This is a genomic window from Micromonospora sp. DT228 (assembly GCF_049841595.1).
Lineage (GTDB): Bacteria > Actinomycetota > Actinomycetes > Mycobacteriales > Micromonosporaceae > Micromonospora.
In genome coordinates this window covers 137465-161601 of sequence record NZ_JBNCKO010000004.1, presented here as the reverse complement: position 1 = coordinate 161601, position 24137 = coordinate 137465, and the positions used below count along the sequence as shown (strand labels likewise).

General features: G+C 70.8%; 25 protein-coding genes. 16 read left to right on the top strand and 9 right to left on the bottom strand.

Translation table 11 applies throughout. The features are described from left to right. Positions 1 to 11: 11 nt before the first annotated feature. A complete protein-coding gene (locus ACLQ29_RS10250; protein WP_425771385.1) occupies positions 12 to 1631 on the bottom strand; it encodes an ArnT family glycosyltransferase in 1620 nt (539 codons plus the stop codon). Positions 1632 to 1755: 124 nt separating this feature from the next. On the opposite strand from ACLQ29_RS10250, the gene ACLQ29_RS10245 reads away from it, so the two are divergent. Further along, entirely contained in the window at positions 1756 to 2796 is a 1041-nt protein-coding gene (locus tag ACLQ29_RS10245; RefSeq protein ID WP_425771384.1) for an App1 family protein, read from the top strand. A 7-nt stretch (positions 2797 to 2803) separates the two neighbouring features. Here ACLQ29_RS10245 and ACLQ29_RS10240 read toward each other — a convergent pair whose 3' ends face one another. Continuing rightward, on the bottom strand, positions 2804 to 3451 hold the full coding sequence (locus ACLQ29_RS10240) for a TetR/AcrR family transcriptional regulator (protein ID WP_425771383.1): 648 nt from the start codon (positions 3449 to 3451) through the stop codon (positions 2804 to 2806). A gap of 83 nt (positions 3452 to 3534) precedes the next feature. Here ACLQ29_RS10240 and ACLQ29_RS10235 point away from each other — a divergent pair, with 83 nt between their 5' ends. The 6 genes from ACLQ29_RS10235 (at position 3535) to ACLQ29_RS10210 (ending at position 7528) form a co-directional block, all read left to right on the top strand. Continuing rightward, entirely contained in the window at positions 3535 to 4542 is a 1008-nt protein-coding gene (locus tag ACLQ29_RS10235; RefSeq protein ID WP_425771382.1) for an alpha/beta fold hydrolase, read from the top strand. Between the two features lie 191 nt (positions 4543 to 4733). Further along, complete coding sequence (locus ACLQ29_RS10230) at positions 4734 to 5117, top strand: hypothetical protein (protein WP_425771381.1); 384 nt, start codon at positions 4734 to 4736, stop codon at positions 5115 to 5117. A gap of 5 nt (positions 5118 to 5122) precedes the next feature. Then, positions 5123 to 5641: a hypothetical protein gene (locus tag ACLQ29_RS10225; protein WP_425771380.1), complete on the top strand. Its 519-nt coding sequence runs from the start codon at positions 5123 to 5125 to the stop codon at positions 5639 to 5641. Between the two features lie 11 nt (positions 5642 to 5652). Next, complete coding sequence (locus ACLQ29_RS10220) at positions 5653 to 6042, top strand: hypothetical protein (RefSeq protein WP_425757786.1); 390 nt, start codon at positions 5653 to 5655, stop codon at positions 6040 to 6042. Positions 6043 to 6138: 96 nt separating this feature from the next. After that, the gene (locus tag ACLQ29_RS10215; RefSeq protein ID WP_425771379.1) at positions 6139 to 6624 is read left to right on the top strand and encodes a hypothetical protein; all 486 of its coding nucleotides are present in this window, start codon (positions 6139 to 6141) and stop codon (positions 6622 to 6624) included. A gap of 244 nt (positions 6625 to 6868) precedes the next feature. Next, positions 6869 to 7528 carry a DUF6346 domain-containing protein gene (locus ACLQ29_RS10210; protein WP_425771378.1) on the top strand — a complete coding sequence of 220 codons (660 nt, stop codon included), beginning with the start codon at positions 6869 to 6871 and terminating at the stop codon, positions 7526 to 7528. A 90-nt stretch (positions 7529 to 7618) separates the two neighbouring features. Here ACLQ29_RS10210 and glgB read toward each other — a convergent pair whose 3' ends face one another. Beyond that, positions 7619 to 9721: a 1,4-alpha-glucan branching protein GlgB gene (gene glgB, locus ACLQ29_RS10205; protein ID WP_425771377.1), complete on the bottom strand. Its 2103-nt coding sequence runs from the start codon at positions 9719 to 9721 to the stop codon at positions 7619 to 7621. After that, entirely contained in the window at positions 9709 to 11784 is a 2076-nt protein-coding gene (locus tag ACLQ29_RS10200) for a maltotransferase domain-containing protein (RefSeq protein WP_425771376.1), read from the bottom strand. Before ACLQ29_RS10200 ends, glgB begins: the two co-directional genes overlap by 13 nt. A gap of 146 nt (positions 11785 to 11930) precedes the next feature. On the opposite strand from ACLQ29_RS10200, the gene ACLQ29_RS10195 reads away from it, so the two are divergent. Beyond that, the gene (locus ACLQ29_RS10195) at positions 11931 to 12170 is read left to right on the top strand and encodes an AbrB/MazE/SpoVT family DNA-binding domain-containing protein (RefSeq protein ID WP_357104693.1); all 240 of its coding nucleotides are present in this window, start codon (positions 11931 to 11933) and stop codon (positions 12168 to 12170) included. Next, positions 12160 to 12615: a type II toxin-antitoxin system VapC family toxin gene (locus ACLQ29_RS10190; RefSeq protein ID WP_425771375.1), complete on the top strand. Its 456-nt coding sequence runs from the start codon at positions 12160 to 12162 to the stop codon at positions 12613 to 12615. Before ACLQ29_RS10195 ends, ACLQ29_RS10190 begins: the two co-directional genes overlap by 11 nt. A 579-nt stretch (positions 12616 to 13194) precedes the next feature. Here the strand turns inward: ACLQ29_RS10190 and ACLQ29_RS10185 are convergent. After that, positions 13195 to 13422: a winged helix-turn-helix domain-containing protein gene (locus ACLQ29_RS10185; RefSeq protein WP_425771374.1), complete on the bottom strand. Its 228-nt coding sequence runs from the start codon at positions 13420 to 13422 to the stop codon at positions 13195 to 13197. Between the two features lie 299 nt (positions 13423 to 13721). Between ACLQ29_RS10185 and ACLQ29_RS10180 the strand changes: the two genes are divergently transcribed. Together ACLQ29_RS10180 and ACLQ29_RS10175 are read left to right on the top strand one after the other, a co-directional pair. Then, a complete protein-coding gene (locus ACLQ29_RS10180) occupies positions 13722 to 13919 on the top strand; it encodes a hypothetical protein (RefSeq protein WP_425771373.1) in 198 nt (65 codons plus the stop codon). A 16-nt stretch (positions 13920 to 13935) separates the two neighbouring features. Continuing rightward, positions 13936 to 15072 (top strand): helix-turn-helix domain-containing protein, encoded by a 1137-nt coding sequence (locus ACLQ29_RS10175; protein ID WP_425771372.1) that lies wholly within the window; start codon positions 13936 to 13938, stop codon positions 15070 to 15072. A 29-nt stretch (positions 15073 to 15101) separates the two neighbouring features. On the opposite strand, the gene ACLQ29_RS10170 is transcribed toward ACLQ29_RS10175, so the two are convergent. Next, the gene (locus tag ACLQ29_RS10170; RefSeq protein ID WP_425771371.1) at positions 15102 to 15680 is read right to left on the bottom strand and encodes a TetR/AcrR family transcriptional regulator; all 579 of its coding nucleotides are present in this window, start codon (positions 15678 to 15680) and stop codon (positions 15102 to 15104) included. Between the two features lie 136 nt (positions 15681 to 15816). Between ACLQ29_RS10170 and ACLQ29_RS10165 the strand changes: the two genes are divergently transcribed. Then, entirely contained in the window at positions 15817 to 16197 is a 381-nt protein-coding gene (locus ACLQ29_RS10165) for a nuclear transport factor 2 family protein (protein WP_425771370.1), read from the top strand. Beyond that, on the top strand, positions 16194 to 17024 hold the full coding sequence (locus tag ACLQ29_RS10160; RefSeq protein ID WP_425771369.1) for an NAD-dependent epimerase/dehydratase family protein: 831 nt from the start codon (positions 16194 to 16196) through the stop codon (positions 17022 to 17024). The genes ACLQ29_RS10165 and ACLQ29_RS10160 overlap by 4 nt, the downstream gene beginning before the upstream one ends. Positions 17025 to 17130: 106 nt before the next feature. On the opposite strand, the gene ACLQ29_RS10155 is transcribed toward ACLQ29_RS10160, so the two are convergent. Next, positions 17131 to 18381, bottom strand: coding sequence for a DUF222 domain-containing protein (locus ACLQ29_RS10155; protein WP_425771368.1), 1251 nt, complete (start codon positions 18379 to 18381; stop codon positions 17131 to 17133). 95 nt (positions 18382 to 18476) lie between these two features. Here ACLQ29_RS10155 and ACLQ29_RS10150 point away from each other — a divergent pair, with 95 nt between their 5' ends. After that, entirely contained in the window at positions 18477 to 19430 is a 954-nt protein-coding gene (locus tag ACLQ29_RS10150) for an inositol-3-phosphate synthase (RefSeq protein WP_425771367.1), read from the top strand. Here the strand turns inward: ACLQ29_RS10150 and ACLQ29_RS10145 are convergent. Both ACLQ29_RS10145 and glgA read right to left on the bottom strand, forming a co-directional pair. After that, positions 19402 to 19896, bottom strand: coding sequence for a hypothetical protein (locus tag ACLQ29_RS10145; RefSeq protein WP_425771366.1), 495 nt, complete (start codon positions 19894 to 19896; stop codon positions 19402 to 19404). The two genes, ACLQ29_RS10150 and ACLQ29_RS10145, sit on opposite strands and share 29 nt — an antisense overlap. Positions 19897 to 19909: 13 nt before the next feature. Next, positions 19910 to 21160 (bottom strand): glycogen synthase, encoded by a 1251-nt coding sequence (gene glgA / locus ACLQ29_RS10140; RefSeq protein WP_425771365.1) that lies wholly within the window; start codon positions 21158 to 21160, stop codon positions 19910 to 19912. Positions 21161 to 21232: 72 nt separating this feature from the next. Between glgA and glgC the strand changes: the two genes are divergently transcribed. Together glgC and pgm are read left to right on the top strand one after the other, a co-directional pair. Then, positions 21233 to 22465, top strand: coding sequence for a glucose-1-phosphate adenylyltransferase (gene glgC, locus ACLQ29_RS10135; protein ID WP_425771364.1), 1233 nt, complete (start codon positions 21233 to 21235; stop codon positions 22463 to 22465). Between the two features lie 31 nt (positions 22466 to 22496). Then, positions 22497 to 24137, top strand: a complete 1641-nt coding sequence (gene pgm, locus ACLQ29_RS10130) for a phosphoglucomutase (alpha-D-glucose-1,6-bisphosphate-dependent) (protein WP_425771363.1) — start codon at positions 22497 to 22499, stop codon at positions 24135 to 24137.

The following is a 24137-nucleotide window of genomic DNA, read 5'->3' as shown; positions in this document are numbered from 1 at the left end:
ACGACCCGCCCTCAGCGCCAGGGCCGCACCGGGGCCTCGGGGTGGTACACGCGATAGCCGCCCACCTCGCGTACCGGTGTGGCGTCGGCCCGGTCGGCGAGCAGTCGGCGCAGCCGGCGATCCATCGGGGAGTCGACCTCCACCACATAGCCCGGCCGGGCGGCCCTCCCGACCTGCTGCCAGTACGGGCGGTAGCGGTTCTGCCCGGGGGACAGGTCACCGTCGAGCACCCCGCAGACCACCGTCTCGTCCGTGTTGAAGATCAGTCGGTTGCAGGTCCAGTAGTCCCCGTACACCTCGTGGGGGCCGTCGGCGCGCAGCGCGGCGGCCAACTCCCGGGCCTGGCGCTCCTCGGTCCGCGACGCGGCGGTGCCGGTGGCCGCGAAGAGCACGGTGACCACGAGCGTGGTCGCGGTCAGGGCGACAAGCAGGGCGGCGGACAGCGCGCCGGTGAACCGCCCCAGCACGCTGCTGGTGCCCCGCCAGGCGGTCAGCGCCACCACCCAGAGCGGCCAAAGCGCCGCCGGCAGCGACAGTTGCAGCACCGACAGGTAGCGGGCGTTGTCGAGTGGGCTGGTCGCGGCGAGCGGAGTGCGGACGTACGACACCAGGGTCAACGCGGCGCCTGCGACAAGCGCGAGCTGCACGACCGGCCCGACCCGCTCCCCGCGCGGGGTCGCCGCGGCCCGGCGGTACGCGAGCACCGCGAGCACCGCGGCGACCAGCAGCAGCAGCGGGTACACCACTCCGAACCACTGTTGCCAGCGCCCGCAGCCGTCCACCGGGCAGAGCCCGTGCGCCAGCGGCACCCCCTCCAGCAGGCCGCCCCGGAGCCGCTCGGACCACGGCGGCGACGGCCCCGCCTTGGTGCTGACCTCCCGGAACACGGTCAGCGAGTCCTCGCCCGGCCCGGCGCGCAGGTTGTCCAGGACCATCGGCGCGACCCCGACCACGACGCCCGCCACCAGCAGCAGACCGGACCAGCCGAGAAGGTCGCGCCGCAGCGCCCACACCAGCGCCAACCCGGCCACCGCCAGGTACGGCAGGATCAGCCAGTCCGACCAGGCGGCCAGCCCGACGAGCAGACCGAAGAGCGCGACGGCGAGCCGCCGACGGCGCACGGTGCCGGCCGCCAACCCCACCGTGATCAGCAGCATCAGCAGCACCGCCGGCTTCACCTCCGGCCGCCCTCCGACGACGGTGAGCTGGTCGCGGACCACCCGCTCGCCACCGAGCGCGAGCAGGCCCACCACGAAGGTGGCGAACCAGGGCGCGCAGAGTCGGCGGGTCAGCCGGTAGATCAGGTAGAGGAACAGCGCGTACAGCGCGAGCATCGGCAGCCGCAGCACCGGCCAACTCGGCCCGGCCACCGCCACCAGAGGCGCGGCCAGGTACGACTCCAACATCCCCATGTAGTGCTGGCCGTACAGGAAGACCGGGCGTTCCCGGCCCTGCCCGATGTGCAGCGCGGCGAGGCCGAAGGTGGCCTCGTCGCTGTTCGACACCGGCACCGTGTACAACGTCAGGACCAGCCGGTAGACGACGCCGGCCAGCCCGAACAGCAGCGCGACGAGCGCCGGCCGGTCGAGTCGTGGACGCCACCGCCCACCGTGCTGCTCTGGATGCGACACGACCAACGCCCCCGTCGTCGTCCCGACCGGAGTGTTTCACGGACGGCGGGCGGGCCGGGGAGGTTCGGCGCAGCCGGAGTCGGCTCGCGTGGCCGCTGCCGTCGACGTGTGGCAGGGTTGGCGCGTGCCACCCACTCCCGCCGGTCAACTGGCCGTTCCGAACCTGCACCGGGCTGCGCGGATCGAGGACGCCGTACACCAACTCGTCCAGCGCCGGCTGCGGCGCACCGGCTGGCGGGTCAACATCGTCGCGTACACCGGCTACGGCGCCCCGGGCTGGGTACGGGTGATGTGCCGGGTGTTGCTGGGCCGACCGGACACCCGCCAGCGGGGCCGCCTCGACAAGGTCCGCGGCTGGCGCAGCTTCACCACCCTGCCCAACAAGCACGTCACCGTGACCATCGAGGCCGGCGGGGTACGGCACGAGACGCAGGCCGACCGCAGCGGCTTCGTGGACACGCTCGTCGAGGCCGACCTGCCACCCGGCTGGGGCACGGTCCGCCTCAGCGTCCCGGACGCCGAGCCGGTCGACGCGCCGGTGCGCATCCTCGACCCGGAGGTCAAGTTCGGCATCATCTCCGACATCGACGACACGGTGATGGTCACCGCGCTGCCCCGGCCGCTGCTCGCCGCGTGGAACACGTTCGTGCTCGACGAGCACGCCCGCAACGCGGTGCCCGGCATGGCGGTGCTCTACGAGCGGCTGGTCACCGCGCACCCCGGCGCGCCGGTCTTCTACCTCTCCACCGGCGCGTGGAACGTGGCGCCCACGCTTACCCGCTTCCTGTCCCGGCACCTCTACCCGGCCGGGCCGCTGCTGCTCACCGACTGGGGGCCGACCGCCGACCGCTGGTTCCGCAGCGGAATGGAACACAAGCGGGTCACCCTGGCCCGGCTGGCCCGCGAGTTCCCCGACGTGCGCTGGCTGCTGGTCGGCGACGACGGCCAGCACGACCAGGAGATCTACCGGGAGTTCGCCGCCGCCCACCCGGAGAACGTCGCCGGGGTGGCGATCCGCCGGCTCTCCCCGACGCAGTCCGTGCTGGCCGGCACCCTGCCCGCCCCGGCGGGTCGCCCGTCGTCGGGTCCGGTGGGGCAGAAGTGGCTGTCCGCCCCGGACGGCGCCGGCCTGTGGCAACTGCTGCGCGACGCCGGCCTGGTCTGACCGCCGGTCAGGGGCCCGGCTTCTCGGTGTCCTGGGGTGCGATGCCGAGGGACCGGCGAAGCATGGTGACCAGTTCCTCGGCCGCGTGGCGGCTGTCGAAGTCGGGGTCGGCGAGGCGCTCGGAGACGATCGCGTCGATGGCGCCGTTCACGATGACGGCGGTGGCCTGCGGGTCGACGCCGGGCCGGTAGTCGCCGGCCGCCCGCGCCGCCTCGATCAGACCGGCGACCGCGTCCCGCCGGCTGCGCGCGTTCGGCGTGTCACCGATGCCGGTCTCCTCGCTCAACGCCTCGACGATCATCCGGGTGTGGTCCGGGTGGTCCCGCAGGTACGCCACCAGGGACCGGACGTAGGCCTCCACCGCGGACGCGCCGGATCGCACCGCGACCTCGGCGCCCACGTACGCGGTGAGGGACTCCAGGACCGAGCCGTAGGCGGTTCGCACGACCGCGTCCTTGGACGGGAAGTGGTAGAGGACTGCCGCCTTGGAGATGCCGGCCGCCTCCGCGATCCGGGCGAGCGAGGTGCCCGGATAGCCGTGTCGGGCAACCAGGTCGATGGTCACGCCAATGAGTTGCGCCCGTCGTGCCTGCTCGGTGATCGTGAGCGGCTTGGTGGGGCGGACCTGCGCTGATGCGGCGTCGTTCGGGTGCACCCGCTCACCGTACCGGCCGATTCGCCACCCGATCTCTGACCTGTCGGTTGTATTTTCTACCGTGCGGTTAGTAATCTGACCGTATGGTAATTAAGATCGCACGAAAGGTTGGCAACTTCCTACGAGCGCACCGGCGCGCCCTCCTCCGGGCCGCGGCGGTGCTCGCGGTGGTCACGGTGGCGATCGCGTACGCGCTGCGCGATCCGGCACCCGTCGGCTACTTCACGTCGACGGAGTCCCACGATCGTTTCGTCGGCGCCTACCGGGAGGCGATGGCGGAGTTACCCGAGCCCGACCGCACGCTCGACGTCCGGACCGGCTACGGCGTCGTCCGGCTCTACCACTTCAGCGGCGGCGCCGACCCGGCCGCCGCGCCCCTGCTCCTTCTGCCAGGTCGGGCGTCGGCGTCGCCGGTCTGGGCGGACAACCTGCCGCCACTGCTGCGGCTGCGCGACGTCTACACCGTCGACCTGCTCGGTGAGCCGGGCATGAGCATCCAGCAGCGCCCCATCAAGGACACGGCCGCGCACGCACAGTGGTTGCACGAGGTCCTGCTGGCGCTGCCCGAGCCGACCATCCACCTGGTCGGCGTGTCGTTCGGCGGCTGGACGGCGATGAACCTCGCGGTGCACCGGCCGCAGAAAATCGGGAGTGTCGTGCTGCTCGATCCGGTGCTCGTCTTCGCCGGCCTGTCCGCGGAGGTGGTGCTGCGGTCCATCCCGGTGAGTGTTCGCTGGGCGCCCCGATCCTGGCGGGACAGCTTCACCAGCTGGACGGCGAACGGCGCTCCGGTGCAGGACGTGCCGGTCGCGCGGATGATCGAGGCCGGCATGCAGGCGTACGCGATGAAACTGTCCGCCCCGACACGGCTGTCCGAGCAACAGCTCGCGGCGGTCGGCGTCCCGGTGCTCGTGCTGATGGCGGGGAAGTCCCGGCTGCACGACGCGGGCGAGGCCGCGAAGCTGGCGCAGCGGTCCCTGCCCCGGGGCACCGTGAAGACCTACCCGGAGGCGTCGCACGCCATCAACGGCGAGCACCCCGACGAGATCGCCGCCGACATCGGCGCGTTCCTCCGGGCCGAGCAGCCCTGACGCCCGGTCGAGCCGACCGTCTGGGCCTGTCGGAGCCGGACGGCACCCCGGCGGCGGGCAGACCGGAGAGCGCGACGGCCAACACGTGACGTGGCACAGGAGCGTCCCCCGCCGGGGTTGCCGCGCTGCGCTACGGTCCCATCCGAGCCGGCCGGCGTGGGCGGCCGGAGCGGGGGTCGATGGTGCGATACGTGCAGCCACAGTTGGCGCCCGACGAACCGGTCCTGTTCAGCCAGCGGGGATACTTTCCCTTTGGTGCAACGGTGTTCAGCGCCTACGGTGCTCTCCTCGTCCTCACCACCAGGCGCCTGCTCTTCGCGCCGGAGCGGATCTGGAAAATCCACAACCCTGGAGAGGCCTGGGTCCGCGCCAAGTCGATGAGCCTTCCGGACGTGACGGCCGTCGAACCCGCGTCCGGCGCGCGGTTGACGATCAGTTCCCGGTACGGCGACACCGTCTCCTTCTGCGCCATCCTCCCCACGGGTCTGGGCTTCGTCTGGCAGGCGCGCGACGCCGTTCCGTATCGGGACGAGACAGTTCGGCGGATCAGGCAGGCTGTTCGCGAACGACTCTGATGCCGATGAGGAGATGGGGTGCGTGGTTCGGCGGTCTGCTGCTGTGGGCCGTGTTCGGCTTCATGATGGTGATGTTCAGCAGGAATCCGGCGAACGGTTGGAGCGAGTTGTTGCTGGTCGCCGCGTTCTTCGTCGGCCTCTGTCACCTCGTCACGCTCGCCGCCATGTTCTCCTACGTGCGGGTGACTCCGGCCGCACTGCTGGTGGTCAACCCGGGACTGTCGACAGCGATACCGTGGAGCCGCGTCCAGGAGGTGGTCGCGGAGCATGGTCTTGTCGTCCGGGTCAGCGGCGCCGAGGACGTCCACTGCTACGCGTTCCAGCCCTCCGTCGTCGGCCGCCTGATGGGTTATCCGGGCGCCCGTCGAGCGGTCAGGAAGATCGACACTTACGGGCGGCGCGTGGCCCTCGCCGACGAGGGCGACCCGGAAAGCAGAGCCACCTGGCGGCGTCACCTGCTGTGGTTGGTGGGCGGCTGGTCGGTCTTCGCGTTACTCATACCCCCATTGGTCCGTGTCCTTTGAGGAGCAGCCAGATGCCCCACGAGCAGGTGACCGCGACCAGGCGCCGCGCGTCCTACCGTCTGCACGTCTTGTCCTGGCGGCTGGCGTTCCTGGCTGGTGCCCTCGCCGCGCTGACCCAGTTCCTGCGCGCCCAGCACGTCATCGGCCACCCGGCTTCAGTGGTCGTGGTCGTGCCACTTGTTGCGGTCTTTTGTGGGTCCTGGTTCCTGATGCTCGTGACCGGGGCGATGCAGGCAGCTCACTTCTCGGTCAACCCCCTCGGCAGTGGGGTGGTGCAGCGGCAGGTCCGGTTCAGTCGCATGCTTCTGGTGGATCTGGTGACCCTGCCGTGGAGCCCCAACGCCCGCCGGGAGCTGCCTGCGGTCCGGCCATCGAAGTGGGTTGACGATGGAACCCGCTGACGTGTTGAGGTGTCTTCTCCTGGCTGTTGGGCGGGGATTGCGCCGAATCCGCGCTCCCGCTCACCGGACAGTCATGAATTCCTGAGGAAAGGACCGATGCTCGTGTGGATGGGCGCTGGTGACATGTCGGGCAGGGTTGAGGGCTTTCTCATGCCACTGCTCGTGGCGCTGTTCCTGATTGCCGCCGCCGTGGCGGTCAGGCGCTGCTGGCGAGGGATCGGGAAGGCGGCGACGATGCGGGGTTACTGGTTCTTGCCGATCTCACGTTCCGCCAAGAACGCGCTCTGGCGGGCCTCGCCGGCCGCGTTTCTCACGCTGCTCCTGATGGTGGTGATGCTGATCCCGTTGGGGGAGGTGTCGTCCGATCTCGCCACCGTGGTGATTCGGGTGGAAGCCGGCGCGCTCTTCTTTCTCATGCTGTCCATGCCGGCAATCATCTGGTTCAACCAGCCACGTTTCCTGGTCCCGCCGCCGTATCGCAGGGAGCCGGGGCTGATCTCCCTCTGGCGTCGCCGCCGGGCGATAGCCAGGGCTGCCCGGCGATCCCGTGCCGCAGGCCGTCGTCCGTGGCCTGCGGCGTGACCACCTGACGCTGAACAGTCCTTTGAAGGCTCCGGGAACCGGAGCAGCCATGAGGCCCCGGTTGAGCGGACCGTCTCAGCCTGGCGAAGCCAGACGGCACCCCAGCGACGGGCAGGCCGCAGAGCTCGACGGCCAGCCGGTTGACGCCGGCCCGGTCTGGCCGCCGCCGGGGTTGCCGTGCTGGGCTACGGTCCCATCCGACCGGCCTGGGCGGTAGGTGGGGTGGGGAGTGACGGTGAATGGCGTGGCAGGTACGGCCGAGCTGCCCGACGGCGACAGGGACGAGACCGCGCGCCTGCAGGGTGAACAGACCGCCGCGTACGAGCGGCGCGGGCCGTTCTGGGGGCGGCTGACGCAGTTCGCGGCGGTGGTTGCCCTCGCGGCCGGCCTCGTCGCCTCGTCGCTGGCGCTGGACACCGTGTGGAGCTTCTACCCGGGCGTGGGAGTGTTCAAGTCCACCCCTGCCCAGCAGCCGGTGGAGGCGACGGTCCACGAGTGCCGCCGGGTCGGTCCGGTGAGCGGCGACGGGTTCGGCTACTGGTGGCACTGCGCGTTGACGGTGCGGACCCGCGACGGTCGCGAGGTGCGGACCGTGGTCCGGCACTCGACCGTCACCCCCGCCGACCGGGGTGGGCCGGTCGAGTTCCGCGAGGTCTGCCACGGCAAGGGCAACACCGACTGCCGGTACGGTCGTCCGGCGTGGCGAATCTGGGCCTTTGCCCTGGCGTTGCTGGGCATCCTGCGGACCAGCCTGGTTCTCCTGCTGCTCTTTCTTGTCGGGGTCTATCTGCTGAGAACCGTGGTGGGCGTTCCGAGGTACTACGCCTGGGTCAACCGCCGTGGCCAGCGCCGTCGCTTCACGGCTCGACGAGCGGATGCCGCTCGATCACGTGATGGTGAGTAGTTGCCAGGAGATCCACAGAACTACTCAGCATCAAGTGATCATGAGGACGGCGTCATCTGTGGGTCCGGTGCAGGGAACGGCGTCAGCAGGTCAGCTCTGGCGGAGCCAGACGGCGCCCAACGGCGGGACCTGGAGGGCCGCCGAGGCGACCATGCCGTGCCACGGCACGTCCTCGGCGCGTACCTGGCCCAGGTTGCCCACTCCGGAGCCGCCGTAGTGGTGGGCGTCGGTGTTGAGCACCTCGGTCCACGTGCCGCCGGCCGGCAGGCCGATCCGGTAGTCGTGCAGCGGCTGGGCGGAGAAGTTCGCCACGCACACCAGCGTCGAGCCGTCCGGGGCGATCCGGACGAACGACACGGTGTTGTTGGCGACGTCGTCGCCGGCGATCCACCGGAACCCGGCCGGTTGGGTGTCCTGTGCCCAGAGCGCAGGGGTGTCCCGGTAGACCCGGTTGAGGTCGGCGACGAGGCGCTGCACCCCGGCGCGGGCCGGGTCGTGCAGCAGGTACCAGTCCAGGCCGCGCTCCTCGCTCCACTCGCGGTCGTCGGCCAGCTCGGAGCCCATGAAGAGCAGTTGCTTGCCCGGGTGCGCCCACATGTACGCCAGCAGCGCCCGGACGTTCGCCAGCCGCTGCCAGGTGTCGCCGGGCATCTTGCCGGCCAGCGAGCCCTTGCCGTGCACCACCTCGTCGTGGCTGATCGGCAGCACGTAGTTCTCGCTCCACGCGTACGCCAGGGAGAAGGTGAGCTGGTGGTGGTGGTGCTGGCGGTAGATCGGGTCCTTCGAGGTGTAGAGCAGGGTGTCGTGCATCCAGCCCATGTTCCATTTGAACCCGAAGCCCAGCCCGCCCTCGGCGGTGGAGCCGGTGACACCCGGCCAGGCGGTGGACTCCTCGGCGATCATGACGACCCCGGCGTGGTGCTTGTAGACAGTCGCGTTCACCTCCTGCATGAGCGCGATGGCCTCCAGGTTCTCCCGACCGCCGTACTGGTTCGGGGCCCACTGCCCGTGCTCCCGGGAGTAGTCCAGGTAGAGCATCGAGGCGACGGCGTCCACCCGCAGCCCGTCGACGTGGAACTGGTCGCACCAGTAGAGCGCGTTCGCGACCAGGAAGTTGCGGACCTCGTTGCGGCCGAAGTCGAAGACGTACGTGCCCCAGTCGGGGTGCTCGCCCCGGCGCGGGTCGGGGTGCTCGTAGAGAGGGGTGCCGTCGAAGCGCGCGAGGGCCCACTCGTCCTTCGGGAAGTGCGCAGGCACCCAGTCCAGGAGCACGCCGATGCCGGCGGCGTGCAGCCGGTCCACCAGGTGGCGGAAGTCGTCCGGGTCGCCGAAGCGGGAGGTCGGCGCGTAGTAGCCGGTGACCTGGTAGCCCCAGGAACCGCCGAACGGGTGCTCCATCACCGGCAGGAACTCCACGTGCGTGAAGCCCAACTCGGTGACGTACGCGGTGAGCTGGTCGGCCAGCTCGCGGTAGCCCAACCCGGGTCGCCACGAACCGAGGTGCACCTCGTAGACGCTCATCGGCTCCTGGTGCGGCTGCCGCTCGGCCCGTCGGGCCAGCCAGTCCGCGTCGTTCCACAGGTACGTCGAGTGGTGCACCACCGAGGCGGTGGCCGGCGGCACCTCCGCGTACGCGGCCAGGGGGTCGGCCTTGTCCCGCCACTGCCCGTCGGCGCCCAGCACCCGGTACTTGTAGCGGGCCCCGACCCGGGCGTTGGGGACGAACAGCTCCCACACGCCGCTGGAGCCGAGCGACCGCATCGGCCAGCCGTCGTCCGGTGCCCAGCCGGTGAAGTCGCCGACCACCCGCACGCCGCGGGCGTTGGGCGCCCACACGCCGAAGGCGACGCCCTCGTCGAAGACCCGGGCGCCCAGCGCGTCCCACAGCCGCTCGTGCCGGCCCTCCCGGATCAGGTGCAGGTCAAGCTCGCCGAGCGTCGGCGGATAGCGGTACGGGTCGTCGTGGGCGGTGCCGTCGACCTCCACCCGGTAGTCGAGCACGGTGCCGTCGACCTGGGCCTCGAAGACACCCACGTCGTGCACCCGCTTCATCGGATGCCGCTCGTCGCCGACGAGCAGCACCACGTCACCGGCGCCCCGGCGCAGCGTGCGGATCGTCGTCGAGCCCTCGGCGGGGTGCGCGCCGAGCAGCGCGTGCGGGTCGTGCGTCGCTCCGGAGATCAGCTGGTCCATCGGGCGTCCTTCGGGGCGGGGGCGGTCGGCGCGGTACCGCCGGACAGGTCGGTGGGCACGTCGGTGACGGTGAGGTCCGCCGGTACGACGCCGGTGGGCTCCGGCGTGGCGGGTGGGGTCGGGCGGCGCACGGTCAACACGTGCGCCGGTTGCAGGTACGGGTCGAGCCGCACCGCGTTGCGCTGACCCCAGTCGTAGCTGGTGCCGGTCAGCTCGTCGTGCACGGTGAACCGCTCGTGCCAGTCGAAGCCGAGCGCCGGCATGTCGAGCGTGGTGTTGCCCCACTGCACGATGCGCGGGTCGAACGAGCAGATCACGATGACGGTGTTGCCGGTGTCCGGGTCGTGCTTGGACCAGCAGAGCAACGCCGGGTTGTCGATCTCGTGGAAGACCAGGTTGCGGAGCTGGTGCAGGGCCGGGTTGTCGCGGCGTACCCGATTGAGGGTGGTCAGGAACGGTGCCAGCGAGCGGCCCTGCGCCTCGGCGCCGGCCCAGTCGCGGGGGCGCAGCTCGTACTTCTCGTTGTCCAGGTATTCCTCGGCCCCCGGCCGGGCCACGTGCTCGAACAGCTCGTAGCCGGCGTACATGCCCCAGGACGGGGAGAGCAGCGCGGCCAGCACCGCCCGGATCTTGAACATCGGCGGGCCGCCGTGCTGCAGCGACTCGTGCAGGATGTCGGGGGTGTTCGGCCAGAAGTTCGGCCGCATGTGGTCGGCCGACTCGACCAGCTCCTCGCAGTACTCCCGCATCTGCGCGGCCGTCGTGCGCCAGGTGAAATAGGTGTACGACTGGGTGAAGCCGATCTTGCCGAGGCCGTGCATGATGGCCGGCCGGGTGAACGCCTCGGCCAGGAACAGCACGTCCGGGTCGATCTTCTTGACCTCGGCGATCAGCCAGTGCCAGAAGTCGAACGGCTTGGTGTGCGGGTTGTCCACCCGGAAGATCCGGATGCCCTCGCCCACCCAGTGCAGCACCACCCGCAGCACCTCGGCCCGGATGCCCTCCGGGTCGTTGTCGAAGTTGACCGGGTAGATGTCCTGGTACTTCTTCGGCGGGTTCTCCGCGTACGCGATGCTGCCGTCGGCCCGGGTGGTGAACCACTCCGGATGCTCGGTGACCCACGGGTGGTCCGGCGCGCACTGCAACGCCAGGTCCATCGCCACCTCAAGGCCCTGTGCCGCCGCCGCCTCGATGAAGGCCCGGAAGTCCGCGGGCGTACCCAGGTCGGGGTGGATCGTGTCGTGGCCGCCCTCGGCGGCGCCGATCGCCCACGGCGAGCCCACGTCGGTCGGCCCGGCGGTGAGCGCGTTGTTGCGGCCCTTGCGGTTGATCCGGCCGATCGGGTGGATCGGCGGCAGGTAGAGCACGTCGAAGCCCATCGCGGCCACGCCCGGCAGCCGGTCGGTGGCGGTGGCGAAGGTGCCGGACCGGTCCTGCGTCGCCCCCTCGGAGCGGGGGAAGAACTCGTACCAGGCCGAGTAGAGGGCCCGCTTGCGGTCCACCCAGATCGAGTACGTGTCACCGGCGGTGACGAACTCCCGCACCGGGTGCTCCCAGAGCAGGTCGGCCAGGGCGAGCGCCGGCTCGACCCGCTGCGGCAACGGCCTGTCGGTCTCGACGAGCGCGGTGAGCGCGTCGGCGACCCGGGGCCGGTCGGCGGTCGGGACGAGGTCCCGGGCGGCGGCGAGCACCCGCGCGCCCTCGGCCAGGTCGTTGGCCAGGTCCTCCGGACCCTGCCCGGCGGCGATCTTCTTCGTCACCGCGTTCTGCCAGGTCAGGTACGGATCCTGGAACGCTTCCACGGCGAAGGCCCAGGGGCCGACGGCGTCGGGTCGGATGGTGGCGTGCCACCGGTCCTGACCGGGCTCGCCGGGGCGCATCCGGGTGAACGGCCTGGTGACGCCGTCCGGACCCATCCAGACCACGTTGCAGCCGAGCGCGTCGTGCCCCTCCCGGTAGGCGCGGGCCGACACCGGGACCGGTTCGTCGACCACCGCCTTGGCCGGGTACCGCCCGCACGAGACGACGGGGGAGACGTCTTCGATCGGGAACCGTCCAGTCACCCCGCCAACCTACTGCGCGAGATCCGTTCGCGCGCGGCCAAGCCCCGGACGCCGGCGGGAGGGCGCGCCCGATAGAAGCCATCAAGGCCGCCTGCATACCTTCCAAGTGTCGCGTATCATATGAGACACGTGACAGGGGGTCAGGTATGCGGTTGAATAGCAAGGGCCAGGTCACCATTCCGGCGGCGCTGCGGGCCCAGTACAACCTGCATGAGGGCGACGAGGTCGATGTGGTCGAGGAGGGTGGCGCCCTCCGCATCGTTCGAGTCCACGGCGCCGAAACCCGGGGCCAACGTCTCGTCGGCCACCTGCGGGGCCGGGGCAGCGCCAAGGAGACCGAGCACATGTCCACCGAGGAGCTGATGGAGATGCTGCGTGGCGAGTGACCGGCTCCGTGCCGTGCCGCCGCGTCCACCTGACGCCGTGACGACCCTGGTCGACACCAACGTGCTGCTGGACATCCTCACCGATGACCCCAAGTGGGCGGAGTGGTCCGGGACCGCGCTCGCCGAAGCCCGCGACGCGGGCAACCTGGTGATCAACCCCATCGTGTACGCCGAGGTGTCGGTCCGCTTCGACCGCATCGAAGAACTGGACGAGGCCTTGCCGGCGGGGGACTTCCTGCGCGAGGAGCTTCCGTACCTGGCGGGCTTCCTCGCCGGCAAGGCGTACGCGCGGTACCGGAAACTGGGCGGCGCGAAGCGGTCGCCGCTTGCCGACTTCTACATCGGCGCGCATGCGGCCGTGTGCCGGTACCACCTGCTGACCCGTGACGGGTCGCGTTACCGCACATACTTCCCGACCCTGACGCTGACCACGCCAGACGCCTGACCACGCCAGACGCCTGACCACGCCAGACGCCTGACCACGCCAGACGCCTGACCACGCCAGACGCCTGACCACACCGGGCCGCTGGCCGTCGTCCGGCCGTCGTCCGTTTGCGCGCGGCCAAGCACCTCGCCTGTCCGCCCCCGCCCTGTCGCGACGATCCGCAGGCGGCAAGATCGCACAAATCCTGGTTGTAGTGGTATCGGCGCGTCGGCGATGCCACTAGGGCGTGTGTCAAAGCCCCTGGCCGGCCTGCGGCGGGCCCAGACGACGACCGGCCGCGTTGGAGATTGGTCCGGATACAACACCGGTATCCGGACCAATCTCCGCCTTGCCGGACCGCCGCCTGGACTCCGCCTCGGCTCGACCGAGGACTTTGACACACGCCCTAGATCCTGGTTCGAGCGTGACCTTGACGGCGGTAGACACTCCAAGCCCGGGTTCCGTTCTCGGGGGCGGTGCCGTGGCCCGGACGCCACAAGATCCACACGCGCTCCTTGAAAGCGCGGTATCGAGGCGACCCGGACGCGGCGGTTTCCAGAAACCCGAGTGGATCTAGGTCGGGCGAGGGTCCGAACGGAGTCAGGCGGGCGGGTTCGGTGCCACGAACGAGCCCTTGCCCTGGTGCACCTCGATCCAGCCCCGCTCATCCAAGATCCACAGAGCCCGCTTGATCGGGTTGTCCGACGAGTTGTACTGGCGAGCGAGTTCAGCGATGGTCGGCAACTTGTCGCCGGGCTTGATGGTGCCGCTGCGGATCGAGGTCGTGATGTCATCGACGACCTGCTCGTAGACAGGCTTGCGGGGCATGGTGGGACCACCTCTCGTCAGCCTGTACAGAGTCTCACCACGCGCGACACAGTCTGGACCCTGTGTTGACTCTTGCTACTTAGGGTCCTAAGTTGGGTTGCGTTGAAGGTGCTCTCGTCAGCAGCGGAGTTCTTCATGAGCTGGCGTGCTTTCCGGTGCCGGCCCCGCCCCGAACTGCATCCCCCATCCATTCACCCACCCAGCCCCACCACCCCACTCCGCCCCGTCCGTTCCCCACCGCTCCCAGCGCTCACCCACCCCCATCACCCACGATGTCGTTGCGCCGCGAGGAGGCACAGTTGGACGAGCGTTTGCCGGAGGGGCCGCTGCCGCCGGCGTACCCGATTGTTGGGGCGCGGCCTCCGCAGCCGGACGGGGATCGGGTGCCCGGTCCGCCCCCGCCGACGCGGGCACCGCTCACCCGGCGGCAGTACGCCTACGGCATCGCGATCGCGGTGGTCGTACTCCTGTTGTTTGTGGTGGGGGTCCTGCGGTGAGCGCGACGGGCCGGCGGTGAACGAGCTGCCGGTGGGTCGCCGGGTCGCCCAGTGGCGGGTGCGGCGCAACATGACGCAGCAGCAGTTCGCCGACCGGCTCGGCAAGTCGAAGAGTTGGGTGGACAAGGTCGAGCGTGGGGTACGCCGGTTGGAGCGGGTGTCCAACCTCCGGGAGGTCGCCGAGACGCTGCGCATCGACGTGGAGGTCCTGCTGGCGGCCCGGCCCGTGCGACCGACTCCGGTGGCCGCCGGGGTGGACGGTATCCGGACGGCGCTGGCCCGCTACGACCTGCCGGGCGCGGACCGACCGCCGCTGGTCGAGGAGTTACAGGCCCGGCTCGACCATGCCGAGCAGAGCTATCGGCACGCCCGGTACCCGGCGTTGCTGGCACTGCTGCCCGACCTGCTCGGCGCCGTCCGTGAAGCGCATGCCGCTCGCCCCGGAGCGACGGACGTGTTGCTGGTGCGGGTGTACGCGCTCATGGCGCTGGTGCTGGTCAAGGTCGACCAGGGGGAGTTGGCCTGGCTGGCCGCCGACCGTGGAATGACAGTCGCCCTGGCGACCCACGATCCGCAGGTGGCCGGCATCGCCACCGTGGCACTGAGTCAGGCCCTGCGGTCCCGTGGTCGACGACGGTCCGCCCTGGATGCCGCGCTCGTCGCCGCTGACCGCATCGGTGCGTTGCGGGCCGGCGATGACTCTCCGGTCGGTTCATCGCTTCGGGGCACGCTACTGATCCAGGCTGCGCTCGCCGCTGCAGGCGGCAAGGACCAACCCCGCACACGCCGGGCGCTCGACGGGGCCACGGGGATCGTCGGCCAGGCGGTGGTCGAGGCCGCCCGGGTGGTGGCCGAGGCGGCCCTTGGCGACGTCACCACGGCCACAGCTCGGCACGAGCGGCTGGTGGCCGGCGAGGAGTGGCGGTGGCTGCCGCCCGAGCACCGTGCCGCGTACCTCCTCGACGTGGCCCGCGCATATGCCCTGACCGGCGACATGCTTCGGGCTGGCCGGACGCTGCTCGACGCGGAACGCACCGCCCACAGCGAGGTGCACGACCGGCCAGCGGTACGAAAGCTGGTCGCCGTGGTGTGGCGGTCCGCCGACGCGCCCGCTGGCATCGTCCAGCTCGCCACCACCCTCGGCGTCGCCTGACGTCCGTCACCGGCCCCCGGGGGAGTCAGTCAGCGCGGTGGGCCTGTGGGGCGCTCGGACTGGCAGTCGTGACCGTCGAACACGGAGTCGACGAGTGCGTTCAGTCCCTCGTGCCACCGCGCTTCGGGCCAGTCGCGTAGGTGCTCGACCAGGTCGCTGCGGACGGCGGCGAGCAGGGCGTGGGCCAGATAGTCCGCCGTCTGCGGGCCGCGGGCCTCCACGACGAGGCCGGCGAGCAGGGCGTGCCAGTAGTCGTACGCCTCATTGCGGTAAGGACTGCCGCCCCCGGCACTCTCCAGCGCCAGCGTGAGCACCCGGTTGTCGAGCTTGAAGCGCAGCATGGCCCGCAGCAGTTCGACGGCCTGCTCCGCCGCCGGCCGGGTGGCTGACACCGCGAGCGCAGCCTGCAACCGCAGTCCCCGTTGCTCGTAGAGGGCGCGGACGAGCCCGATGCGGTCGCCGAAGCGCCGGAACAGGGTGCCCTTGCCGACGCCGGCCGCGGCGGCGATGTCGTCCATCGACACCTGATCGGGGTCGGCTGCGGCGTCGAAGAGACGCCCGGCGGCGGCCAGCACCGACTCCCTGTTGCGTAGCGCATCGGCCCGCACCGGACACCCCTCTCGCCAAACGGACTGTCGGTCCGTATAGTCAAAGCGGACCGGCGGTCCGAATCTTATCGCGACCGTCCCGGACGACGAAAGGACGATCATGTCGGACCACCCCACCGCCGTGTTCCATCGAGGCATGGAGCTGCTGCTCGCCAAGGACATGGCCGGGTTCATCGCGCTGTTTGCCGAGGATGCGGTGCTGGAGCTCCCGTTCGCACCGCCCGGCCAGCCGCGTCGGGTAGCCGGGCGCGCCGAGCTGCACGAGTACCTGATCAATTACCCCGCACTGCTCGACGTCCGCGAGATCCGCGATCGCACCGTGCACGAGACCAGGGACCCCGAGGTCATCGTCGTCGAGTTCGTCGCCTCCGGCTTCGTCGTCGCGACGGGTCGACCGTACGAGGTGCGCTACATCGCCGTCCTGACCATCCGTCACGGGCAGCTTGTGCGCTATCGCGACTACTGGGATCCGATCGCCGCACAGGATCTGCTCGGCGGCGGCCTGGTGCGCTCATGATCCTGGTCATCGGTGGCACCGGGACCACCGGCCGCATCGTCGCCGCCAAGCTTGCCGAGCGCGGTCACCCCACCCGGATCGCCAGCCGACGCCCCGCCACCGGAGGGGTCCGCTTCGACTGGCGCGACCCGACCACCCACCCGGACGCTCTGGGTGGCGTGCGCGCGATCTACGCCATCCCCCCGGTCGGCGAGGTCGACCCGGCGCCGATCATGCTGCCCTTCCTTGAGCGGGCACGCGACGCCGGTGTCCGCCGGGTGGTCCTGCTCAGCTCCTCGGCCGTCCCGCCCGCCGAGCACGGGCTGGGCCTTGTGCACGCACGCCTCGGTGAGCTGTTCGCGGAATGGGCGGTACTGCGGCCGTCCTGGTTCATGGAGAACTTCGTGGGTGAGCAGCCGTACGCCGTGAGTGCCCGCGACCATGGCGAGATCGTCAGCGCCACCGGCACCGCCCGGGTCGGCTTCGTCGATCCTTCCGACATCGCCGAGGTGGCGGTGCGGGCTCTCACGGACCCGACACCGCACAACACCGACCACATCATCACCGGACCGGAGGCGCTGAGCTATGACGCTGTCGCCGCCGTCCTCACCGAGGTCGGTGGCCGGCCGGTCCGGCACCGTTCGATCGACGCGGCGGAACTGGCCGAACGCCACAGCGCGAACGGCATACCGCCGGACTTCGCCCGCTTCCTCGCGAGCCTGGACACGGCTATCGCGGCAGGCGCGGAAGACCGGACGACGTCGACCGTCGCAGATGTGACCGGTCGTACGCCACGATCCTTCCGGGACTTCTGCCGGGGCCGCCTGTGCGCCGACCGCTCTGGCTGACACCGCCGGATCCGGGAACGCGGCGGAGATGTCCGAGGCCCGACGGGGTGGGGGGCGTCGGGGGTGGGGAGGTCCTGGCGCAGCTCGGTCTCGGCCGGCTGTCTGGCTAGTTGCGCCGGTGGTAGTGGTTGCGGCGGGGGATCTGGTTGGGGTCGAGCCAGGCAGGTGGCACGAATTCGGGGTGCCCGTCGCCGCCGAGCCGCACGACCCAGTCGCTGTGGTGGAGATGTCGGTGGTGGTGGCCGCAGAGCAGGACGGCGTTGGTGAGGCTGGTGTCGCCGCCGTCGGCCCAGTGGTGGATGTGGTGGCCGTCGCACCAGCGGGGCGGGCGGTCGCAGCCGGGGAACGCACAGCCCCGGTCGCGCAGCACGAGGGCGCGGCGGAGCGGGCCGGTGATGAGGCGGCGTTGCCGGCCGACGTCGAGGATCTGGCTGCCGCCGCCGAGGACGGCGGGCAGGATGCTCGCGTCGCAGGCGAGCCGACGCACGGCCTCGGCGCTGAGGTGTAGGCCGGTGTCCAGGGCGGCGGTGCCCAACTGCCGGGTCAGCCCGTCGTAGCTCGTGGTGACGACGATCTGGGTGGGGTGGCCACCGTTGTCGGGTAGCTCGCCGGTGCGCAGCGCGAGCCGGCAGACGTCGGCGAGGGCGTCGTGGCGGCGTTGGCCCGGGGTGCGGGTGTCGTCGGTGCCGGTGGGCGTGGTCAGCGGGTCGATGGCGGCCCGCAGGGCGGCGGCGGCTTCGGTGTCGAGGATGCCGGTCAGGCGTAGTCGGCCGTCGGGCTGTTCGCTGATGGTGACGTGCCGGTCCCGGGCGGCCCGCGACTCCGATGCCCGTAGTGCGGCCTCGGCGGCGGCGTCGGCGATGTCCGGGGCGACGTGGTCGAGGATCCGGGTGCCGAGCTTGCGCAGCAGGGTGGCGTCGAACTGCGCCGCCCAGTCGACGAGGACGCCGACGGCCTTGTCGGCAGCCTCCGGGCCGGCGCTGGCCTGGACGTTCTCGACAGTGGTGGCGATGACCCGGACCTGCTCCACGTCGACCGACCCGCCGGCCAACGCGTCCCGCACGCCGGGCGGGGCGGCGTCGAGCGTCGCGGCCAGCTCGACCAGGCGGCGGGCGACACCGACGCCGAGGCGTAACCGGTCGCGGAGCCACACCGCCGTCGAGGACGCGCCCTGCGCCGTCGCGGTGCCGCGACCGTCCAACTCACGCACGAGGCCCAGCTTGACCGCGGCCAGCCGTTGCTCGAGGCGGTGCGTGGCGTCCAACGCCGCCACGAGGTCGTGCTCGGCCGCAGCCCAGGGGGGCGTGTCGAAGCAGGCCGCCACCGCGGCCTCGGCCTGCTCCAACGCTTCAATCACACCAAGAGATTGGCACACCTGTACGACACTTTCCGGCGCCGTCGACGGGCCGGTTGGAGTGGATCACCGAACCGGAGGTGACGTAGCCTCCGGCCATGATCGAACGGGTGAAGGTGGCGGTTGTCGGGGTCGGTAACAACACGTCGGCATTGGTGCAGGGGCTTGCTCTCTACCGCCAGAGCGGCAGTCTGGTCGGCATCCGCAGGCCGATGATCGACGGGCTCGGGGTGGGGGACATCGACGTCGTGGTGGCCTTCGCCACCTCCGCGGAGAAGATCGGTCGGGACCTGACCGAGGCGATCTTCCTACCGCCCAACAATTTTCCCCGGCTGGACTGCGACCTACCCCGAGCGGGCGTGCCCGTCACGAAGGGCCTTGTCGACGCGGCGGAGGTGGAACGGGTAGCGGCGGCGCTGGCCGGCGCGGAGGTGCTGCTCTACTCGGCGCCGAGCGGGCGGCCGAACACGGCACGGGCGTACGCGGAAGCAGCGCGCACAGCGGGTGTCGCCTTCATCAACACCACGTCCGACCCGGTCGCCCGTGATCCGGACGTGCTGCACAGGTTCGAGGAGGCGGGCGTGCCGCTGCTGGGCGACGACCTGGCCAGCCAGTTCGGCACCTCGGTGCTGCACAACGCGCTGCTGCGGCTCCTTCAGGAGCGGGGCCTCACCCTGGTCAGCTCCTACCAGGTCAATCTGGGCGGCACCGAGGACTTCCGCAACCTTGTCGACAACCCCAACACCAAGAAGCAGTCCAAGCTCAACGCCCTGTCGGAAAGCCACGCCGCCGGCACGGTCGAGGTCGCTCCGCTCGGCTACTTACCGCACCTCGCGTCGCAGAAGGTGGCGCACCTGAACATCGAGGCGCAGGGCTGGGGTGCGACGGCGGTGAGCCTCGACGTGAAGCTGAAGGTGCATGATCCGAGCGGCGCGGCCGGGGTCAACATCGACCTGATCCGCATCGCGGCGAGCGCGCTCCGCAACGGGCGCGGCGGTCACTCCGCCGAGGCGACTCCGTCACTCAAGTCCCCGCCGGGGACGGCGATCTGAGGCCGGTGGTGAGCAGGCGTTCGATCCGGGCGTACTCGGCGGTCATCTCAGGGGTGGCGAGGAAGTCGTCGAGATCGGCCGAGATCTGGAAGTCGACCTCCTCGACGGAGCGGATGGCCAGCTCGTACAGCTCCCCACGCTGGTCCTCCTCCAGGTAGGTGGTCCAGTGTTCGAGCGCGGTGATGACGATCAGAAGCCCCTGATCGAGGTCGCCGTCGGCGAGGACGCCCGCGTCGATCCGCTCCAGCTGTGCGCGTAGCTCCGTCGCGCTGGCGGTGCGGACATTTTCCCGGGCGGTGGCCAGTGCCGCCCACGCGTCCTCGTCCAACTCGTCGCCTGCGGCGGTGTCGAGCAGGTTGCTGCGGACCAGCCGGGTGACCGTGTCGAGGCCGAAGGCACGCAGCTCGTCCTCCCCGGCCGCGACTACCAGACGGAGGATCGCCGCTTCGAGTTCGTCGTACCGCATGTCGCCGGCCGCCTCAGCCCGCGGAGCCCGTGAAGCCCGCGGAGCCCGTGAAGCCAGCGGAGCCCGCGCCGACGGAGCGGTACACGTCGAGGGTCTGACCGGCGATGGCGTCCCAGGAGAAGTGGTCCACCGCGCGCTGGCGACCGGCCAGGCCGAGCCGCCCGGTGCGCGCCGGATCGGCGAGCAGCGTGTTGATCGCCGCCGCCAGGTCGGCCACGAACTTCTCCGGGGCCAGCGGTCGGCCGGACCCGTCGGTGGCCTGCTCGATGGGCACCAGCAGGCCCGTCTCACCGTCGGCCACCACCTCGGGGATGCCGCCGGTCGCGGTCGCCACCACCGCCGTCTCGCAGGCCATCGCCTCCAGGTTGACGATGCCCATCGGCTCGTACACCGACGGGCAGACGAAGACGGTGGCGTGGGTGAGCACCTGGATCACCTCGGGCTTGGGCAACATCTCGGCGACCCAGACCACGCCGGAACGGTTGGCCCGCAACTCGGCGACCAGCTCCTGGACCTCGGCGGCGATCTCGGCGGTGTCCGGTGCGCCGGCGAGCAACACGAGCTGGGTGTCCGCCGGCAGCTCCCGCGCGGCCCGCAACAGGTAGGGCAGGCCCTTCTGCCGAGTGATCCTTCCCACGTAGACCACGCTGGGACGGGACGGGTCGACGCCGAGCCGGTCGAGCACGTCTGTCGCCTGATCCGGCGCGTACTGAATGGTGTCGATGCCGTTGTAGACCACCCGGACCCGGTCCGGGTCGATCTGCGGGTAGGCGGCGAGCACGTCGTTGCGCATCCCGCCACTGACCGCGATCACCGCGTCGGCGGCCTCCATGGCGGTGCGTTCGATCCAGGAGGAGAGCGCATAGCCGCCGCCGAGCTGCTCGGCCTTCCACGGCCGCAGCGGCTCCAGGCTGTGCGCGGTCACCACGTGCGGCACCCCGTGCAGCAGTTTCGCGGTGTGGCCGGCCAGGTTCGCGTACCAGGTGTGGCTGTGCACCACGTCGGCGCCGGCCGCGCCCGCGGCCATCTCCAGGTCCACGCCCATCGTGCGCAGCGCGGCGTTCGCGCCGGTCAGGCCGGGCGGTTCGGGGTACGCGGTGACGCCCGGCTCGGTGCGCGGCAGACCGAAGCAGCGCACCCGGACGTCGGCGCGGCGGCGCAACTCACGGGCCAGGTACTCGACGTGCACCCCGGCGCCGCCGTAGACCTCCGGCGGGTACTCGCGGGTGAGCAGGTCGACGCGCAGCGGGGTGGGTTCCGTCATGACCCCGCACCCTAATGCAGAAGAGTCCCCGTACGAGTGGTGAAGTCCGACGCGGGTGGATAGCGTCGGGGCATGGCTGCCAAGGTGCTCGCGATCGTCCTGGCGGGTGGTGAGGGCAAGCGCCTGATGCCACTCACCACGGATCGGGCCAAGCCGGCCGTCCCGTTCGGCGGGATGTACCGCATGGTCGACTTCGTCCTCTCCAACCTGGCCAACGCCGGCTATCTCAAGATTGTCGTGCTGACCCAGTACAAGTCCCATTCCCTCGACCGACACATCACCAAGACCTGGCGGATGTCCACGCTGCTCGGCAACTACGTCACCCCGGTGCCCGCGCAGCAGCGTCGTGGCCCGTGGTGGTTCGCCGGCTCGGCCGACGCCATCTACCAGAGCTTCAACCTGATAAACGACGAGCAGCCCGACTACGTGATCGTCTTCGGCGCCGACCACATCTACCGGATGGACCCGCGGCAGATGGTGGAGGACCACATCGCCTCCGGCGCCGCGGTCACCGTCGCCGGCATCCGCCAGCCGCTGTCGATGGCCGACCAGTTCGGCGTCATCGAGGTCGGCGAGGACGGCAAGCGGATCCGGGCGTTCCGCGAGAAGCCCACCGACGCGGTGGGCCTGCCGGACGCGCCGGACGAGATCTACGCCTCGATGGGCAACTACGTCTTCACCACCCGGGCGCTCTGCGAGGCGGTCGAGCGTGACGCGGCGGACAAGTCCAGCAAGCACGACATGGGCGGCAGCATCATCCCGATGCTCGTCGAGCGGGGCGAGGCGAACGTCTACGACTTCCGCGACAACGAGGTGCCGGGCAGCAACGACCGGGACCGCGGCTACTGGCGTGACGTGGGGACGCTCGACTCGTTCTACGACGCGCACATGGACCTGATAAACGTGCACCCCGTCTTCAACCTCTACAACTTCGAGTGGCCGATCTACACCGAGCAGCCGCCGTGGCCGCCGGCGAAGTTCGTCCACCAGTGGGGTGAGCGGGTCGGCCGGGCCGTCGGCTCGATGGTCTCCCCGGGTGTGGTGATCTCCGGCTCGCTGGTGGAGAACTCGATCGTCTCGCCGAAGGTGCGGGTGCACTCCTGGGCGCACGTCGAGGGCTCGGTGCTGATGGAGGGTGTGGAGATCGGCCGGCACGCGGTGGTCCGGCGGGCCATCCTGGACAAGAACGTGTTCGTCCCGGAGGGCGTCGAGATCGGCGTCGACCTGGAGAAGGACCGGCAGCGCTACACCGTCTCCGACAATGGCATCGTGGTGATCGGCAAGGGCCAGAAGGTCGAGCCGTGAGCGACAGGCACTCCCCGAGGAGGATCCCGCAGTGACCCACCCCCGTGCCGGCCAGCCCGCCGAGCCCGCCGACCTGGTCGACGTGCCGCGCCTGGTGACCGCCTACTACGCCGAGCATCCGGACCCCGCGGACCCGGCGCAGCAGGTCTCCTTCGGCACCTCCGGCCACCGGGGTTCCAGCCTGCGCAACGCGTTCAACTCCGACCACATCCTCGCGGTCACCCAGGCGCTCTGCGACTACCGGCGGGAGCAGGGCCTCGACGGCCCGCTGTTCCTTGCCCGGGACACGCACGCGCTCTCCGCGCCGGCCGCCGTGGACGCGCTGGAGGTGCTCGCCGCCAACGGGGTCACCGTGCTTGTCGACAGCCGCGACGGCTACACCCCCACCCCGGCGCTGTCGCACGCGATCCTCACCCACAACCGGGGTCGTACCAGCGGGCTCGCCGACGGCATCGTCATCACCCCGTCGCACAACCCGCCGGACGACGGCGGCTTCAAGTACAACCCCACAAACGGCGGGCCGGCCGACACCGACGTGACCCGGTGGATCCAGGACCGCGCCAACGCGATCCTCGCCGCCGGGCTCAAGGAGGTCCGCCGGATCACCCACGCGCGGGCGCGGGCCGCCGACACCACCGGGGAGTACGACTTCCTCGCCCACTACGTCGACGACCTGCCGGCGGCCATCGACATCGACGCCATCCGCGACGCCGGGATCCGCATCGGCGCGGACCCGCTGGGCGGGGCGAGCGTGGCGTACTGGGGTGAGATCGCCGAGCGGCACGGGCTGGACCTGACAGTGGTCAACCCGACTGTCGACCCGACCTGGCGGTTCATGACCCTCGACGGCGACGGCAAGATCCGGATGGACTGCTCCTCGCCCAACGCGATGGCGTCGCTGATCGCCGCCCGCGCCGACTACCAGATCTCCACGGGCAACGACGCGGACGCCGACCGGCACGGCATCGTCACCCCGGACGCGGGCCTGATGAACCCCAACCACTACCTGGCGGTGGCGATCGGCCACCTGTTCCGGACCCGTACCGAGTGGGGTCCGGCCGCCGCGGTGGGCAAGACGCTCGTCTCCTCGTCGATGATCGACCGGGTCGCCGCGGACCTGGGCCGGCCGCTGCTGGAGGTGCCGGTCGGCTTCAAGTGGTTCGTGCCCGGCCTGCTCGACGGGTCCGTCGGCTTCGGCGGTGAGGAGAGCGCCGGGGCGTCGTTCCTGCGCCGCGACGGCTCGACCTGGACCACCGACAAGGACGGCTTGCTGCTCTGCCTGCTGGCCGCCGAGATCCTGGCCACCACCGGGCGCAGCCCGAGCGAGCACTGGGCGGAGTTGGCCGAGCGGTTCGGCGCGCCCTCGTACGCCCGGATCGACGCCCCGGCCACCCGGGAGCAGAAGGCCGTGCTCGCCAAGCTCTCCCCGGAGCAGGTGACCGCCACCGAGCTCGCGGGTGAGCCGATCACCGCGACGTTGACCACCGCCCCCGGCAACGACGCCCCGATCGGCGGCCTCAAGGTCAGCACGAAGTCCGGCTGGTTCGCCGCGAGGCCCTCCGGCACCGAGGACGTCTACAAGATCTACGCCGAGTCCTTCCAGGGCCCCGACCACCTCAAGCAGATCCAAGAAGAAGCCAAGAACCTGGTAGACCAGGCCCTGACCGGCTGA